Origin of the sequence: Serratia montpellierensis (assembly GCF_020858655.1) — a bacterium.
GTDB lineage: Bacteria > Pseudomonadota > Gammaproteobacteria > Enterobacterales > Enterobacteriaceae > Serratia > Serratia montpellierensis.
In genome coordinates this window covers 154,605-170,929 of the sequence record NZ_VOSN01000002.1, presented here as the reverse complement: position 1 = coordinate 170,929, position 16,325 = coordinate 154,605, and the positions used below count along the sequence as shown (strand labels likewise).

15 protein-coding genes and 1 pseudogene are annotated in these 16,325 nt (G+C 49.0%); 8 read left to right on the top strand and 8 right to left on the bottom strand.

Going from position 1 to position 16,325, the window contains the following annotated elements; genetic code table 11:
- The 3 genes from speC to FUU19_RS02060 form a co-directional block, all read left to right on the top strand.
- The coding region (gene speC, locus FUU19_RS02070; RefSeq protein ID WP_230507067.1) for an ornithine decarboxylase at nucleotides 1-1,225 on the top strand (1,225 nt) is incomplete at its 5' end.
- A 62-nt stretch (nucleotides 1,226-1,287) separates the two neighbouring features.
- On the top strand, nucleotides 1,288-2,604 hold the full coding sequence (gene potE, locus FUU19_RS02065; protein WP_047571695.1) for a putrescine-ornithine antiporter: 1,317 nt from the start codon (nucleotides 1,288-1,290) through the stop codon (nucleotides 2,602-2,604).
- 86 nt (nucleotides 2,605-2,690) lie between these two features.
- The gene (locus FUU19_RS02060; protein WP_230491063.1) at nucleotides 2,691-2,996 is read left to right on the top strand and encodes a GIY-YIG nuclease family protein; all 306 of its coding nucleotides are present in this window, start codon (nucleotides 2,691-2,693) and stop codon (nucleotides 2,994-2,996) included.
- On the opposite strand, the gene FUU19_RS02055 is transcribed toward FUU19_RS02060, so the two are convergent.
- Together FUU19_RS02055 and ubiT are read right to left on the bottom strand one after the other, a co-directional pair.
- The gene (locus FUU19_RS02055) at nucleotides 2,983-3,486 is read right to left on the bottom strand and encodes a GNAT family N-acetyltransferase (protein WP_164100029.1); all 504 of its coding nucleotides are present in this window, start codon (nucleotides 3,484-3,486) and stop codon (nucleotides 2,983-2,985) included. The genes FUU19_RS02060 and FUU19_RS02055 overlap by 14 nt on opposite strands.
- Complete coding sequence (ubiT, locus tag FUU19_RS02050) at nucleotides 3,480-4,001, bottom strand: ubiquinone anaerobic biosynthesis accessory factor UbiT (protein WP_420543012.1); 522 nt, start codon at nucleotides 3,999-4,001, stop codon at nucleotides 3,480-3,482. Before ubiT ends, FUU19_RS02055 begins: the two co-directional genes overlap by 7 nt.
- A gap of 258 nt (nucleotides 4,002-4,259) precedes the next feature.
- Here ubiT and ubiU point away from each other — a divergent pair, with 258 nt between their 5' ends.
- Complete coding sequence (gene ubiU, locus FUU19_RS02045; RefSeq protein WP_048321239.1) at nucleotides 4,260-5,255, top strand: ubiquinone anaerobic biosynthesis protein UbiU; 996 nt, start codon at nucleotides 4,260-4,262, stop codon at nucleotides 5,253-5,255.
- An 11-nt stretch (nucleotides 5,256-5,266) separates the two neighbouring features.
- The gene (locus FUU19_RS02040) at nucleotides 5,267-6,145 is read left to right on the top strand and encodes a U32 family peptidase (protein ID WP_197833204.1); all 879 of its coding nucleotides are present in this window, start codon (nucleotides 5,267-5,269) and stop codon (nucleotides 6,143-6,145) included.
- 127 nt (nucleotides 6,146-6,272) lie between these two features.
- Here FUU19_RS02040 and FUU19_RS02035 read toward each other — a convergent pair whose 3' ends face one another.
- Nucleotides 6,273-6,815 (bottom strand): chorismate mutase, encoded by a 543-nt coding sequence (locus FUU19_RS02035; RefSeq protein ID WP_025305079.1) that lies wholly within the window; start codon nucleotides 6,813-6,815, stop codon nucleotides 6,273-6,275.
- Nucleotides 6,816-6,828: 13 nt separating this feature from the next.
- Entirely contained in the window at nucleotides 6,829-7,617 is a 789-nt protein-coding gene (locus tag FUU19_RS02030; protein WP_230491061.1) for an alpha/beta hydrolase, read from the bottom strand.
- 805 nt (nucleotides 7,618-8,422) lie between these two features.
- Between FUU19_RS02030 and FUU19_RS02025 the strand changes: the two genes are divergently transcribed.
- Nucleotides 8,423-8,587 (top strand): hypothetical protein, encoded by a 165-nt coding sequence (locus tag FUU19_RS02025; RefSeq protein ID WP_230491090.1) that lies wholly within the window; start codon nucleotides 8,423-8,425, stop codon nucleotides 8,585-8,587.
- Here FUU19_RS02025 and FUU19_RS02020 read toward each other — a convergent pair.
- The 3 genes and pseudogenes from FUU19_RS02020 to FUU19_RS02010 all read right to left on the bottom strand — a co-directional run.
- Nucleotides 8,534-8,772: pseudogene (locus FUU19_RS02020) on the bottom strand (transposase); the annotation flags it as partial. The gene FUU19_RS02025 and the pseudogene FUU19_RS02020 sit on opposite strands and share 54 nt — an antisense overlap.
- Nucleotides 8,773-9,044: 272 nt before the next feature.
- Complete coding sequence (gene mrcB / locus FUU19_RS02015) at nucleotides 9,045-11,399, bottom strand: penicillin-binding protein 1B (protein WP_197833201.1); 2,355 nt, start codon at nucleotides 11,397-11,399, stop codon at nucleotides 9,045-9,047.
- A gap of 213 nt (nucleotides 11,400-11,612) precedes the next feature.
- The gene (locus tag FUU19_RS02010) at nucleotides 11,613-12,524 is read right to left on the bottom strand and encodes a LysR family transcriptional regulator (protein ID WP_202670150.1); all 912 of its coding nucleotides are present in this window, start codon (nucleotides 12,522-12,524) and stop codon (nucleotides 11,613-11,615) included.
- Between the two features lie 87 nt (nucleotides 12,525-12,611).
- Between FUU19_RS02010 and FUU19_RS02005 the strand changes: the two genes are divergently transcribed.
- Nucleotides 12,612-13,568, top strand: coding sequence for a carbon-nitrogen hydrolase family protein (locus FUU19_RS02005; RefSeq protein ID WP_230491060.1), 957 nt, complete (start codon nucleotides 12,612-12,614; stop codon nucleotides 13,566-13,568).
- Nucleotides 13,569-13,735: 167 nt separating this feature from the next.
- Nucleotides 13,736-14,956, top strand: a complete 1,221-nt coding sequence (locus FUU19_RS02000; protein WP_230491059.1) for a serine hydrolase — start codon at nucleotides 13,736-13,738, stop codon at nucleotides 14,954-14,956.
- Nucleotides 14,957-15,199: 243 nt separating this feature from the next.
- Here FUU19_RS02000 and FUU19_RS01995 read toward each other — a convergent pair whose 3' ends face one another.
- Entirely contained in the window at nucleotides 15,200-15,823 is a 624-nt protein-coding gene (locus FUU19_RS01995) for a PifA (RefSeq protein WP_197833197.1), read from the bottom strand.
- Nucleotides 15,824-16,325 lie beyond the last annotated feature (502 nt).

Genomic DNA, 16,325 nt, shown 5'->3' with positions numbered 1-16,325 from the left:
CATCCTGTTCGACTCCGCCTGGGTGGGCTATGAGCAGTTCATTCCGATGATGAAAGACTGCTCGCCGCTGCTGCTGGAGCTGAACGAGAACGATCCCGGCATCATCGTCACCCAGTCGGTGCACAAACAGCAGGCTGGCTTCTCGCAAACCTCGCAGATCCACAAAAAAGACAAGCACATCAAGGGACAGAGCCGCTACTGCAACCATAAGCGCTTCAACAACGCCTTTATGCTGCACGCCTCCACCAGCCCGTTCTATCCGCTGTTCGCCGCGCTGGACGTCAACGCCAAGATGCACGAAGGCAAAAGCGGCCAGCGCCTGTGGCAGGAGTGCGTACGTGTGGGCATCGAAGCGCGCAAAATGCTGCTGGACACCTGCACGATGATCAAACCGTTCGTGCCGGATCAGATCGACGGCAAGCCGTGGCAGGCCTATGACACCGCGGCAATGGCCAACGATCTGCGCTTCTTCAACTTCGTGCCCGGCGAGAAATGGCACGCCTTTGAAGGCTATGCCGAATCGCAGTATTTCGTCGATCCGTGCAAACTGCTGCTCACCACGCCGGGCATCGATACCGCCACCGGCAGCTACAGCGAGTTCGGCATCCCGGCAACCATTCTGGCCAACTACCTGCGCGAAAACGGCATCGTGCCGGAAAAATGCGATCTCAACTCGATCCTGTTCCTGCTGACGCCGGCGGAAGACATCGCCAAGATGCAGCATCTGGTGGCCCTGATCGCCCGCTTCGAGAAGCACATCGAGCAGAACTCCCTGCTCAGCGAGGTGCTGCCTGCGGTCTATAAAAACCACCAGCAGCGCTACAAAAACTACACCATCCGCCAGCTGTGCCAGGAAATGCACGACCTTTACGTCAGCTACGACGTTAAAGAGCTGCAAAAAGAGATGTTCCGCAAAAGTTATTTCCCGCGCGTGGTGATGAATCCGCAGGATGCCAATACCGAGTTCGTGCGCGGCAATGTGGAATTGGTCTCGCTGGCCAAAGCCGAGGGCCGCATCGCCGCCGAAGGCGCCCTGCCTTACCCGCCGGGCGTGCTGTGCGTCGTGCCCGGTGAAATTTGGGGCGGCGCCGCGCAGCGTTATTTCCTGGCACTGGAAGAAGGCATCAACTTATTGCCGGGGTTCGCGCCGGAATTGCAGGGTGTTTATATCCAACAGGATGAGGACGGCTGGAACCGCGCTTACGGCTACGTCATGAAAAATTAATCACCTTACGGGGCGGCGATGATTCTCGCCGCCCGGATCGCATCCTAAAAGAGAAAATGATCATGAGTAAGTCAAATAATAAAATGGGGGTCGTGCAATTAACGATCCTGACCGCCGTAAATATGATGGGTTCCGGCATAATTATGCTACCGACCAAGCTGGCCGAAGTGGGCACGATTTCGATCGTTTCCTGGCTGGTGACCGCCGTCGGCTCGATGGCACTGGCCTACGCCTTCGCCAAATGCGGCATGTTCAGCCGTAAATCCGGCGGCATGGGCGGCTACGCCGAATACGCCTTCGGCAAATCGGGCAACTTTATGGCGAACTACACCTACGGCGTTTCGCTGCTGATCGCCAACATCGCCATCGCCATTTCCGCCGTCGGTTACGGCACCGAGCTGTTTGGCGCTACGCTCAGCCCGCTCGGGATCTGTATCGCCACCATCGGCGTGCTGTGGCTGGCGACCGTCGCCAACTTCGGCGGGGCGCGTATCACCGGCAAAATCAGCGGCATCACCGTCTGGGGCGTGATCATTCCGGTGGTGGGCATCTCGGTCATCGGCTGGTACTGGTTCAGCGGCAGCGCTTACGTCGCCGCCTGGAACCCGCATCAGGTACCGACCTTCGAAGCCATCGGCGCCTCCATCTCAATGACCCTGTGGGCGTTCCTGGGGCTGGAATCCGCCTGCGCCAACACCGACGTGGTGGAAAACCCGGAGCGCAACGTGCCGATCGCCGTACTGGGCGGCACCCTCAGCGCGGCGGTGATCTATATCATTTCGACCAACGTGATCGCCGGCATTGTGCCGAACATGGATCTGGCCAATTCCACCGCCCCGTTCGGGCTGGCGTTCTCCCACATGTTCAACCCAACGGTCGGCAAGATCATCATGGCGTTGATGGTCATGTCCTGCGTCGGCTCGCTGCTCGGCTGGCAGTTCACCATCGCTCAGGTGTTCAAATCCTCCGCCGACAGCGGTTTCTTCCCAAAAATCTTCTCCAAGCTGAGCAAGGCCGACGCGCCGGTTAAAGGCATGCTGACCATCGTCGTCATCCAGAGCGGCCTGTCGCTGATGACCATCAGCCCGTCGCTGAACAAGCAGTTCAACGTGCTGGTGAACCTGGCGGTGGTGACCAACATCATCCCTTACATCCTGTCGATGGCGGCGCTGGTCATTATTCAGAAAGTGGCGAAGGTGCCGGACAACAAGGCGCGCATCGCCAATATCATCGCCGGCATCGGCGCGCTGTACAGCTTCTATGCGCTCTACAGCTCCGGTGAGGAAGCGATGATGTGGGGCGCCATCGCCACCTTCCTCGGCTGGACGCTGTACGGCATCGTCTCGCCGCGCTTCGAGCTGGCGGGAAAAAAGGGGTAAAGCGGTAAGGCACCGGCGGCCGGGGATGGGATTGTGATGGCGAACATGCCATCATACGCCGACCCTGGCCACCGAAACGGCGTACGATGACGGATACCTCCCCCACTTCCTGGCACCTCTACATGCTGCGTTTACCGAGCGGCATGCTGTATACCGGCATCACCACCGACGTGGCGCGCCGCCTGGCGCAGCATCAGGCCGGCAAAGGCGCCAAGGCGCTGCGCGGTAAAGGGGAACTGACGCTGGCGTTTCACTGCCAGGTGGGAGATCGCTCAACGGCGCTGAAGCTGGAATATCGCGTCAAACAGCTGAGTAAAATACAAAAAGAGCGGCTGGTGAATCACCCGCCGCTGTCGTTGGAGTATTTGTTGCCGGGCGTTAAAAGCGATTAAATGGCGCCGAAAAAGCCACTTCGCCGCTGACGCCATTCAGGGCGTCTTCCGCCAGCGGATACACCTGAAACGCGCTTTCCGTGTCCGGCCAGCGGCAGTTCAGACCATAGGCGGCGGCCGGTTTAAAGCCGAAGCGGCCGTAGTAGGCCGGATCGCCCACCACCACCACCGCGGCGTAGCTGAATTCGTTCAGCGAATCCAGGCCTTCGTACACCAGCTTTTCAGCCAGCCCCTGGCGGCGCAGGCTTTCGTCTACCGCCAGCGGCGCCAGCGCCACCCATTGGCGGTCTTCGCCGGCCACGTCTACCGGGCTGAACGCGGCGTAACCCACTACCCCGCCTTCGTCGTCAGTGGCGACCACGCCCAGCGTCAGCAGGCCGTCTTCACGCAGCTGCTGCACCAGATCGGCTTCGTCATCGCGGCCAAAGGCGCGGCGCAGCAAGGCGTCGATGCCCGCCGCATCTACCGGGATCTCTACGCGGATCAGCATGATACCGCCACACGGGAAGCCGACGCCGTGCCCTCCTGCAACCCTGCTTCGACAAAATCAGCCAACTGCAACAGCCCCATGCGCAGCGGCGGAGGCATGCTTTCCAGCTCGATGGCGTCCATCAAATTTTTCACATACAGGCCCAATTCGGTATCCCCTTCAATCTGCAGCCGACGCTGAAAGAACAGCGTATCCGGATCTTGCTTGCGCGCCGCGATCAGGATCAGATCGTTGGCGTCGCCGCTGAAGCTGACGTCCGCTTCGGCGTGCTGGCTGACCACCAGTTTGTCGTTTTCTACCGTCATAAACCATTGTAGCGCCAGATCGCGAACTTCGATCTTCAGCCAACGCGATTCGAGAAACTCCAGATCCCCATCCGCCAACGCCTGGCGGAACTGCCAGCTCAGCACCTGTTGCAGCAGCTGACGCTGCAGAGCGAACGGCGTGAATTTCAGCGGGATGCGCAGCAGCGACGGCCCCTGGCGCACAAGGCGTGCTCGTAGTTGTTCCAACACGGTCATCCACTCCTTTCAATACGGACTACCGCTATTTTGCCACACTGGCGCGCGGCTTCAGCGGTCTATATCAACAAATAGTGCATTTCACCGCCATGTTTATCAATACGCCATAAGCTGCCTCAAATCAAAACCTGTGTGCGCTCCATTGCCTAAAATGGCCTCCCCGATTCGCGTTTGCCGGCGGAACACCGCCGCCGGCAACCTTTAAAGACAGCGTGCGCCCGGCCGGGCGCACGGCTAAGCCAGGATAAATCTATGGAGCTGCTTTGTCCCGCCGGCAACCTGCCGGCCCTGAAGGCCGCGGTGGATAACGGCGCCGATGCCGTTTACATCGGTCTGAAAGACGATACCAACGCGCGCCACTTCGCCGGCCTCAACTTCACCGAGAAAAAGCTGCAGGAAGCGGTCGATTACGTGCATCGCCACGGCCGCAAACTGCATATCGCCATCAACACCTTCGCCCATCCCGACGGCTACGCCCGCTGGCAGCGCGCAGTGGATATGGCGGCCCAATTGGGCGCCGACGCGCTGATTCTGGCGGATCTGGCGATGCTGGAATACGCCGCCCAACGCTACCCGCAGTTGGAACGCCACGTTTCGGTGCAGGCTTCCGCCACCAACGAGGAAGCGATCCGTTTCTACCAACGCAACTTCGACGTGGGCCGAGTGGTGCTGCCGCGCGTGCTGTCGATGCACCAGGTGAAACAGCTGGCGCGCACCAGCCCGGTGCCGCTGGAAGTGTTCGCCTTCGGCAGCCTGTGCATCATGGCCGAGGGGCGCTGCTATCTCTCTTCCTACCTGACCGGCGAGTCGCCGAACACCGTCGGCGCCTGTTCGCCGGCGCGTTTCGTGCGCTGGCAGCAAACCCCGCAGGGCATGGAGTCGCGCCTGAACGACGTGCTGATCGACCGCTACCAGGACCATGAAAACGCCGGTTACCCGACGCTGTGCAAGGGCCGCTATCTGGTGGACGACGTGCGCTACCACGCGCTGGAAGAGCCCACCAGCCTCAATACGCTGGAGCTGCTGCCGGAGCTACTGGCCGCCAACATCGCCTCGGTGAAGATCGAAGGCCGCCAGCGCAGCCCGGCTTACGTCAGCCAGGTGGCACGCGTCTGGCGCCAGGCGATCGATCGTTGCCAGGCCGATCCGGCCGCCTACCGCGCCGACGCCGCCTGGATGGAGACGCTGGGCGCGATGTCCGAGGGCACCCAGACCACGCTGGGCGCCTATCACCGCAAATGGCAGTAGCCGGAGGAAACATGAAATACGCACTGGGGCCGGTACTCTACTACTGGCCGAAAAACGACATCGCGGCGTTCTATCAACAGGCGACGGAGAGCAGCGCCGACATCATTTACCTCGGCGAGAGCGTCTGCACCAAGCGGCGCGAGATGAAGGTCGGCGATTGGCTGGCGCTGGCGCGCGAGATCGCCCGCAGCGGCAAGCAGGTAGTGATCTCCACGCTGGCGCTGCTGCAGGCGCCGTCCGAGCTGAATGAGCTGAAACGCTATGTGGAGAACGGCGATTTCCTGTTTGAAGCCAACGATCTGGGCGCAGTGAACATGGCGGCGGAACGCGGTCTGCCGTTCGTGGCCGGCCATGCGCTGAACTGCTACAACGCCTATACTCTGCGCCTGCTGCGCCGCCAGGGCATGATGCGCTGGTGCATGCCGGTCGAGCTGTCACGCGATTGGCTGGCCAATCTGCTGACGCAGTGCGACGAACTGGGCTTCCGCCACGATTTCGAGGTGGAGGTGCTGAGCTACGGCCACCTGCCGCTGGCCTATTCGGCGCGCTGCTTCACCGCCCGCTCGGAAAACCGCGGCAAGGACGAGTGCGAAACCTGCTGCATCAAGTATCCGCAGGGCCGCATGATGCGTTCGCAGGAGCAACAGCAGGTGTTCGTGCTCAACGGCATCCAGACCATGAGCGGCTACTGCTACAACCTCGGCAACGAGCTACCGAGCATGCAGGGGCTGGTGGACATCGTGCGGCTGTCACCGCAGGGCACCGAGACGCTGGCACAAATCGACGCCTTCCGCGCCAACGAGCATGGCGAGCAGCCGCTGTCCTTGACCGATCACGCCGACTGTAACGGCTACTGGCGCCGCGTGGCGGGGTTGGAGTTGGTGGGGTGATGGAAGCCACCGCTATTCTTTTCCTCGCCTGAGCGGCCCTTCGACGCGATCATCCGGCTGGCCGCCAGCGAGGAAAATGCGCCCGAGATCACTCATCGGGCGTATTCAGTGCCTGCGCCGGCGGCGATTACCTTTTCAACGCAATTTGTTTTAAGGACTGCCACAGGCGCTCTTTATCGCCGACTTTCAGGTGGGTTTGCTCAAGGGATTTCATAAAGGCAAACCTGTCGTTAAAACGCTCGCCTTTCTTTAATTTATTGCTGACGCTGGTCAAAATTTGGGTATTCAAACGGCTGATTTTCGCTCTTACGCTATCCAGCGGTTCCGGCTGCCAGCCGTTTTCCGGTGCCGACAACCAGTCTGCCCGATAACGATATTGAATCGCCTTGGCGGCGTCCATTTGCGCCTGTATAAAGGGAGCCACCGTCTTGCCATCCAATCCCAATGTTTCTGCCTCGCGGACTGAATTGGCCAATACGTTGGCCTCCTGAGGCAAATCCTCAATGGCCAGATGGTTGTTTGCCTTATACCCGGCAACGTCTTTCATGTAAGACAACCGCTGGTTAATCAATGATGCGGTCTCGTCGGTTTGAATAGGCTTTGCTACCGCCGTGATAGAGAAAAATAATCCAGCCAAAAGCAGCAACCCTCTCGTCACTTTAAAATCCATTTAACCTCTCCTGTCACAGCCCGGTTGGCAGTGGTTTTTGGCTCGCAACGAAATTCGCTATGCGTGCATAATCTTTTACGACCGCCGGGTGTTTTCGCCCGGGAAGAAACTCGAAGCTGCAGCGCTCGCCCTCTTTCACTAACTCAGACGCCAGATTCCTGATATTCAACCTTGGGTTATCCTCAATACGCTGGAAGATTTCTCTCTCAAGATCGGTACTGTCTGGCTCCGCCCGCTCTTCGCGGCTGCCTAATAGCAGCGATAACCAATCAATGCTTGCGGCAAGCTTAACGTCGCCTTCGGGCAGCACCGCGCCATTCGCCCACCAGAGGGAGGGGCTGGCGGCAACATAGCGCTGAAAAGCCGTATTATGATTAAACGCCACATATAAAGTGAAATGCCCACCGAACGAATGCCCCGCCAGCGTTTGCATTTGCTTATTGATCTTAAAACGACATTCGACCCAGGGTTTGACGACATCCTGAATAAATCGATAGAACTGCTCCGCCCCGCCCCCGTCTTTAAAACGCTCGCTGCCATCACTTACCGTATAGTCAAATGTGCGAGCCGCCTTAATGTCTACCCCTTCCTGATAGCCTATTCCTATATAGAGTACAGGGGAAACATCATCACCGTGATAATCCGCCTTAATCATGGTATCAAACTGTCGGTTGGCATCTAAGAAATACAATGGATTTAGTTTGTTACACCCAACGTGTCTTTTATCCCATGCCAGGAAGAGCTTATATTTTTGCCCATGATATTCAAACAACACCGTTTGAACGCTTACTTTACTCGTCATAAGTCATGCTCCTTCATATTTATTACATAACGGCACCTATCTGAAACATCCCGTTTACAGACCAATCTCATGGCTATGAGCGAGTAATCATTTGAATTACCCGATGCTTAATGATTTCCGCATGCTCATATCGTAAATCCCGAGGAGTTCATCACACACATCAATAATTAAGAGAATCTAATCATTCTGCGCGAGATAGAAATATAACAATTAAAGTTGGATACGCAATGTTCTATTCCGGCAAATATCACTTTTGGCTAAATAGTCGAATGCTTATTTTTTAGGGATGATAAGTTTGAAAGAATTAGGAATGTCCTTATCAAAAAGAGAACATAACACTGCAGCGCCAGACAGGCGCTCTCCAGCCGTGTTGCGTTTCCGTTAACCCCGATTTCCCATACGCCTACGCCACAGGCTTGCTCAGTTCGCTCAGCGGTTTATCCCCGCTGGCGCGGGGAACACCTATGGAATTGCGCAAAACGGCCACACATAGGCAGGTGCTCTTGTTGTCGATATGACCAAAGTATAGATTCAGCGGCGTGGCAGGAGTTTACGCCAAGAGTCACTTATCTAACAAATTGAAAATCTTAAAAAAATATAGATAATGCGCATTATGTTAAATTAATTTGCCGGATACGCATCCGGATTATACAAGCCGTCCTTTCACACCCCGCCCCACTTTCAAGGCCTACTAAGTTGCATCCACTTGACTGCATTGTGTAAGGGGTGCTTCGAAAAGTGGAGCTAACAGAAATTGGTAAGCCTGACTCTTTCTGATTAATGGCTGCGGTGGAGGGGTATCCTGATGGAACAGCTTGATGATGCCACTATCGATGGTCTGACTACGCTTATTGAACGCGATGAAACCCTTTCCCAGCAAGCGATCCTCAGGCTTAAAAATATCCAGTTCCTCTTAGGTGCGCTTCAATTGTGCTCTGAGCTTAAGGCTCTCGCTTTTGGCCTCCAGTAAATCCCTGGCATGTTGTTCGCTGTCATCGGGTTAAATGACTCGCAGCCATTTGTAGAGCTATGCTTAGAAACGCCTAAACGCTGGGCAACTTCAACAACGGAATAGCCGTGTTCAGTGATCTGACGAACAGTTGACGATGATCTGTCCAGCGTGTGCGTTGATGAGGGACGGCTATCCCTATTCATTCTACCATGCCGGCGCATAGCCCCAGCTAATCGGCGTCAGCTGCAGCTGCAGCTGATCATGGAACATCGGTAACGGCATATCGGGGCATCCGCCTGGTGAGATTCCCGGGTAATGTGTTTCGCCAGAATACACGTTTTGTGAGACATCGCTGGCGTATGAACGAAACCTTCATGAAAGTCCGCTTGCGGCAATAGCAGACTTTCATGTCTGGAGTAGAAAATAGCCTAGTGTAGGTTATTTTATTTTTACTACATGTACTCCTGTAATAACGCTAGAAAATTGAGTCCAACACCTCATCAGAGTATGCTTTATTAGTAGACACCGGAAGAAATTGCGATGGCGTTTTGCATATTTCGGTGATACTTTTACCCCAAATGGGAACTTTCCTTATATAAATATTAGAATTATATGTATTTTCCTTATTGCAAATAAAATCACCATGTGTGTTGACATCCATAAGATAGATATCTTTAGGTTGAACTAGTTTTAATTTTTCCACTCCATTTCTTATGAAAAATTCTTTTGTCAGGAGTAACGACCCACTTGCGCCCCAGAGATTCGTGGATTGGTTATTATCTCTTCCAATCCATGTTAGTACAACCTTATTCTCATCAATACCACTAAACCAACTATCTCGTAAACCACTGGACGATCCTGTCTTACCAGCAAGGGTATAACTTTCAAACCCGACTCTCAGTTTCTTTGACGTTCCTGAACGAACAGATTCCTGCATGGCGTACATAGTAAGCCATGCAGCCTGATTAGAAACGACCTGTTCTTTAATGTCGGGTCTGCGATAAATTTCATCGCCAAATTTGTTTTGTATGGATACTAAGGTATGTATGCCGTTATGCACACCTAAATTTGCAATTGTCTGAATGGCTTCTGCAAGTTCAATGGGTGACATATCTAATGTACCTAATAGCATCGATGGATTTTTTGCTATCCGATTTTCAGGGACTCCTATCAGTTTCAATGTATCAGCTACTTTATCAAGGCCAATTGACATACCTATATTGACTGTAGAGACATTAATTGAGTAAGCGAGAGCATCTAGTAAAAAAACTTTACCTCTGTAGGTTCGAGTTGGGTTTCTTGGTGACCAACTTGTATTCCCAATGTTAATGTGAATGGGTTGATCTTCTATTAAAGTGTTTAAACCAAAATCTTTTGGATCACTTAAAGCAGCCAAGTATACAGCCGGCTTTATCAGAGACCCAACCTGACGTCTACTATCTGAAGCTCTATTAAATCCATTGTACTCCACATTTCTATCACCAATAACAGCAAGTAACTCACCGTTCTTACGGTCAACAACAACCATTGCCGACTGTAAATCTTTTATCCTGGTTTTTTTATCTAATATAGGCATTGTTTCTATAACTGTCATCTCGGCATCATATTGAGAAATCGGATCGAAAGTAGAAAAAATTTTAGAACCAGATAGTTCGTTAATGCGTATATTTTTATTTTCCCTAATTTCTTTTCTTAGCATATTAATAAAAGATGGGTGCTTTGTAAATGCTGTTCCTTTAGGTTTAATATTGAGATCTTTTTTAACCAAGTATGAATAGTTACTTTTAGTTATAACGCCGTTCATCTCGGAAATTTTTAATACAATATTTCTTCTGCTTATTGCAATGCTAGGGTTAGACCACGGGTTATATAATGATGCTCCTTTGACCATACCGATCAAGAGTGCCTGTTGGTCTAGGGATAGTTCATTGACAGGACGTCCAAAGTAATAGATGCTAGCTAAAGGAAAACCATGAATGCCAAAAGAACCATTCTGCCCAAGATAAATTTCATTTAAATAGAGCTCTAGAATTTTATCTTTACTTAACTTCATTTCTAACATTATAGCCATTAGGGCTTCAATAATCTTTCTTTTCATTGTCCGATCATTTGATAGGAACATGTTTTTAACTACTTGCTGTGTGAGTGTACTGCCTCCTTGAATGTTTCTCCCCGCTTTAATATTACTATACAGAGCTCTGATAATTGATAAAGGACTAATCCCATAATGGTGATAAAATCCCTTATCTTCAGTAGATATAAGGATTTTTATCATTTCTTTTGGAAAATCATTCAATGGCAAATAAATTCTTTGTTCATCACCAGGTGAATAAATGACATCGATAAGGCTAGGTTCAATTACCACCTCGCCAATAGAAGAACCACTGTCAATATCATTTATTTTAGCAACTACATCATCTTTAAAAAAAACTTCAACTCTTTTTTGATTTGAAGAGTAATCATAAGACGAGAATGCTCTCAGATATATTGTGAGAGTGTTTTTTTTAATATGGAATTCACCTGGATTAACTACATTGTTCGTATTGCGATATCTCGCGCTTTCTAATAATCTAGATAGCTTATCATTTCTAATCTCATGCCCGACTTTTATGGCATATGACTTACTGTAAACCTGTGCAGGTAACTCCCAAAAACCCTCATTTAACTTTGCATTAATCTTATCTTCAATCGTTTTTGCCAATTTTAAAACAAAAAACAATGACATTGCAAAAATTGAAATAAAAAAAACAATTGCCATTTTTATTTTATTTGGCATGGAGTTTTTGTTATTTCTTTTGCTGACTGGTTCTGTAGCTTTCAATTCACCCATAATATTCCTGTTAGTTCATATATTTGATTCTTTCGGCGCGCGACCAATTCTCATCACAAAATAATTATAATTAAAACAATATAGACTAACCTTGTAAAAGCATAGAGGCAACACTCATTTGTATATAACTAAAATAAAAACCATTTATATCGCATTCAAAATAATTGATTTAATTGAAATTAATGCTGGTGACAGAGCTAATTAATGAAAAAGTCATGTTAATTGACCTGAAGATTGGCAGACTTCAACTATGATAGATTTTAACTCTTGCAAAATAATATCATTTTTACTACCCAATCTTGACCCCATTTCAAGTACAAAAGATGGCATTTTAACAGGGCAGACAAATGTCTTTAAATGAGTGTTTTTTTCTATTGCAACGGCAGCATGAGAGGGAAGTGTAGTAATTAAATTTGTTTGATTGAGTAGGAAGGGTACCGCCGCAAAATGCGTCGTTGAAGCCTTTACGCTTCGTCGATATCCAATAGCACTCAATGCTTCGTCTACGACGCCAACAAAGCCACTTGCAGAAACGAGCAAGTGAGGGCGTTGAGCATAATCTTCAGCAGTTAGTGGAATATCTACGTTATTTGAAGCCAAACACAAGTAGTTTCCCTCACCTAATTTTTGACTTGTTACCATATGAGAAGCAAGACCACCTGCAGTAATAGATATGTCTATCTGATGCCCCGTTAGCATGTCTTGGGCTAGGGCACTATGGGTTTGTCTAAAAATGATGTGTAGATCTGGTAGTATTTCATCTACTTTGCAAAGTATTTCTTTTCCAAATGCTATCTCGCTATCATCTGATAATCCAATAGTCATTGTCCGGCCTTTTACCGACTTATCCGAACCACTTAGGGCCAGTGCTTGGCGACATTGTGTAAGAGCTGCTTCGATAAGTGGAGCTAACTCATTTGCTTTAACTGTTGGGCGTAAACCACGTCCTGTTCTTTCAAATAATGGATCAGAATATACACGCCTTAATCTTGCTAGTGCAGCGCTTACTGCTGGCTGTGTTAAACCCAAACGAATAGCGGCGCGGCCTGCACCTCCTTCTTCAATTAAGGCTTCAAACACTCTCAATAGATTAAGGTCAACGCGCTCGATATCAATATCATTCATAACAGATAGTCCCCTTAGCATATTGATTGATTTTAACATGGTATATAAAAATAAACATAATATTTTCACGAATGAGAAATGTGAAGTATGAATAAAACAACTATTGCCGGACTTCAGCTTGGAACATCACAAGAAGGAAACTGTGAAACTTTATCTCAAATAATCTCTTTTGAAAAAGATATTGTAAATTGTGGTGCGAAACTGGTAGTTATGCCTGAAGCCTTGTTGGGTGGATACCCTAAGGGGGGAATATTTGGTACATATATGGGCTATCGTCTTCCTGAAGGAAAGGTTGAATTTGAAGAATACTACAAGAATGCAATTGATCTTAATGGTCCAGAAGTTAAAGCTTTGGCGGAGTTATCCAAGCGAACCCAAGCATCACTTGTTGTAGGCGTAATTGAGAGAGAAGGTTCCACACTTTACTGCTCAGCGCTATTTTTCGATCCTAAAATAGGTCTTTGCAAAAAGCATCGTAAGCTTATGCCCACTGGAACAGAAAGATTAGTTTGGGGCATGGGGGATGGATCAACACTTTCTGTTTTCGAAACAGAAGCTGGGCTTGCTGGCGCTGGGATTTGTTGGGAAAACTTCATGCCACTTTTCCGCACTGCTATGTATGCAAAAGGCTTAAAAATTTGGTGCGCACCAACAGTTGATGAGAGAGATATGTGGCAAGCATCAATGAGACATATTGCCTACGAAGGTCGCTGTTTTGTTATCAGTGCCTGTCAGGTTCAGGCATCACCCAATGAGCTGGGTATTGACATACCACATTGGGATCCGGACCGGGCATTAATCAGAGGCGGTAGTTTAATTGTTAATCCAATGGGTGATATCATCGCAGGCCCGCTATACAGTGAAAAAGGGCTAGTTGTTGCCGACATTGACCCTGATGATTTGATTCGAGCTCGATATGATTTCGATGTCGTAGGGCATTACTCTAGACCTGATATATTTTCTCTTAAAGTAAATGAGAACGTACAAAAGTCAGTTGTTTTTTATAGCAAAGAAAACGATAAAATTGATGGAGGCTGCGGATGAAAAACCTTAAATAGTAATTTTTGATGAAATAGTACACCGAGTTTAAAGAGTATTTGGCAAAAACATGCCGACTGAATTATTAGAAATTAGATTTTATAATATTGTCAGGTTTTTGCGTTTAATAAATTAAAGTATAGAGCACATCTATAGATAAAATAAGTTTTCTTATGAGATTATTTTCCTGTTTTAATTTAAAAGCCATTGTTTTTTCATTGCTAACACTTTCAACTCTGTTAAGGTTTGTATTTGCTAGCGAAATGATACCTACACCTAGACCGACGGTTGATGCGAAATCTTGGATTCTAATTGACTTTGATAGCGGTAAAGTCCTTGCTGAGGGCAATGCCGATGTCAAAATTAGTCCTGCAAGTCTAACCAAAATTATGACAAGTTATGTTATTGGACAAGCAATCAAACAAAGGACTATAAACCTTGAAGACAAGGTTTCTATTAATCGAGATGCGTGGGTAAGTGGAAACCCAACTCTTTACGGATCTTCAGCCATGTTTTTGAAACTAGGTGAAAGGGCATCTGTTAAAGATTTGAATAAAGGGATCGTAATTCAATCAGGTAGTGATGCCTGTATAGCTATGGCTGATTATATAGCTGGGAATCAAAGTTCATTCATTAAATTAATGAATGCATATGCGCACAACCTTGGCCTTAATAATACTATCTTTAAAACAGTGCATGGTTTGAATGATGCTGGAGAGTTTACTACCGCTCGTGACATGGCTTTCCTCGCTAAAGCGTTGATTCACGATTTGCCTCAAGAATATGCGTTGTATAAGGAGAAGGATTTTACGTACAACAATATTCATCAATATAGTAAAAATAAACTTCTGTGGAATAGTGATCTTAATGTTGATGGATTAAAAACGGGAACAACTAGTGAAGAAGGTTTTAACATTGTTGCTTCTGCTGCCATTGATAAGATGCGTCTGATTTCAGTTGTTCTAAATGCAAAGAATGACTACATAAGATTTCAAGAGTCTGAGAAGCTTTTAGCATGGGGTTTTAGAAACTTCGAAAAGTTCGAAATAAAAAATGAAGGTAGTGCCTTCACAAGCCACAGAGTATGGTTAGGCGATAAAAAGTTCATCGAACTAAATATTGGTAATTCAAGCACCATTCTAATTCCTAAGGGCAAGATAAAAGACATAAATGTTAGCTATTCGATTGACAATGAGAAGATAATAGCACCTGTAAAAAAAGGTCAGCAGATCGGAAAGGCTACTTTTAAAATTGGAAATTCCGTTATCGAAGAGAGACCGCTTATTGCTATGGAAACAATCGATGAGGGGGGGGTTTTTAGTAAGGTATGGGATTATCTTCTGATGAAAATTAACTCATGGACTGGTTTTTGTCTATCTTGTGAATATAAATAATAAACTGAATCATTGCAAACACTTGACTTGTCCATAAACGACTAATGATGGTTCGGACGCGCCGTCTGTCTCGCGACAAGCCCGCATATTCATGATGAGCTGGTGATGACCAGCCTGCGCAGCACCTACCCTATCCGCAGCTCCTGAAAAAGGCCCCTATTGGGGCCTTACCAAACGGTGCCGATTGACATCGGCGGGTCGCCGTTGTTCGGCAAGATTCACTATCAACGAATCCCTCGATGATTAGTGTCTTCTGCTGATCGACTGCTCCACCTGTTCAACCCGTTCTGGTAAATGTCCGGCCTGCTTGATGCTCTCAATCGGACCTCTCACTGTCTCAACATCTCCAAGAAATTCGGATATATTTGCCAGATCCAGCGCGCTGTATCGTCCATCCGCCGAACTGGTGCCATGATAACGGAGCTGCAGCAGCAGGCTCAGAAAAGCCTCATCCTTTTTGACCTGGCGGTCGACCCATTTCCGCACTGTCTGGATCCCGCTGATATCACGCCATGCCCAGATATACCAATACAGCAGGGGAAAGTCCGGCAACTTTTTGGTGATGGCCGGTCTGTTCAGTCTCGTTGCCATAGTTTTCTGTAAAGTGACGACGTTACCTCGCTCCATCCACTGTTCCCGTTGATGCTCCGCTCTGTCTCCGACTATCCCGTGCTGCCACAGCTGGAGACGGACATATTCCGCGATCCAGTACCAGGCTTTGCCCTCCCGGAGTCGTGTAGTCAGGAACTTCATGGTGGATGCAACATCTTCCAGCAGCATTCGTTGGATTAGCCGAGCCGCCACGCTGAAGGTATCCAGGTCATGCAGCGCTAACCACTCGTTACGGACCTGGTAACGCCTCAGCATCTCATCCCCGTTGTCGAAGAAGAACTGCAGTTTTCTTCTAGATGCTGTGTTTGACCGGCCTGATCGTTAACTGCGGCTCCGGGCCGAAAACCACGGTATGATTATTTTCCCGCCGTGGAACATTTCCGGAAAGTTGCCATAATCCAGAAAGTCGGATCAACCAGATACGGGCGCCCGGTAATTTAATAGAGTGGTTATATGGATACTTATTATCAGGCGAGTGATGTTTACGGCAGGAAACTGCGGAGAACCATCACCGCCGTGAAGGTTAGGAAGATTGCGGAGAGGTAATAATTTTTCAGACGCACTTTTGTCGGCACAGTGAACGGCTGGCATATCATCGAGAAAGCTGAATTCCCGCGAAATTCCTGCCTAGTGAATGACAAAGTGCGACTGTCGCTCGGTACAACGAATTCTCGGTTTATCCCCGCTCTCGCGGGGAATACTCTAAATATATCTAGTTGAATTATATCAACTTTAAACATCTACGAGATTTCACCGC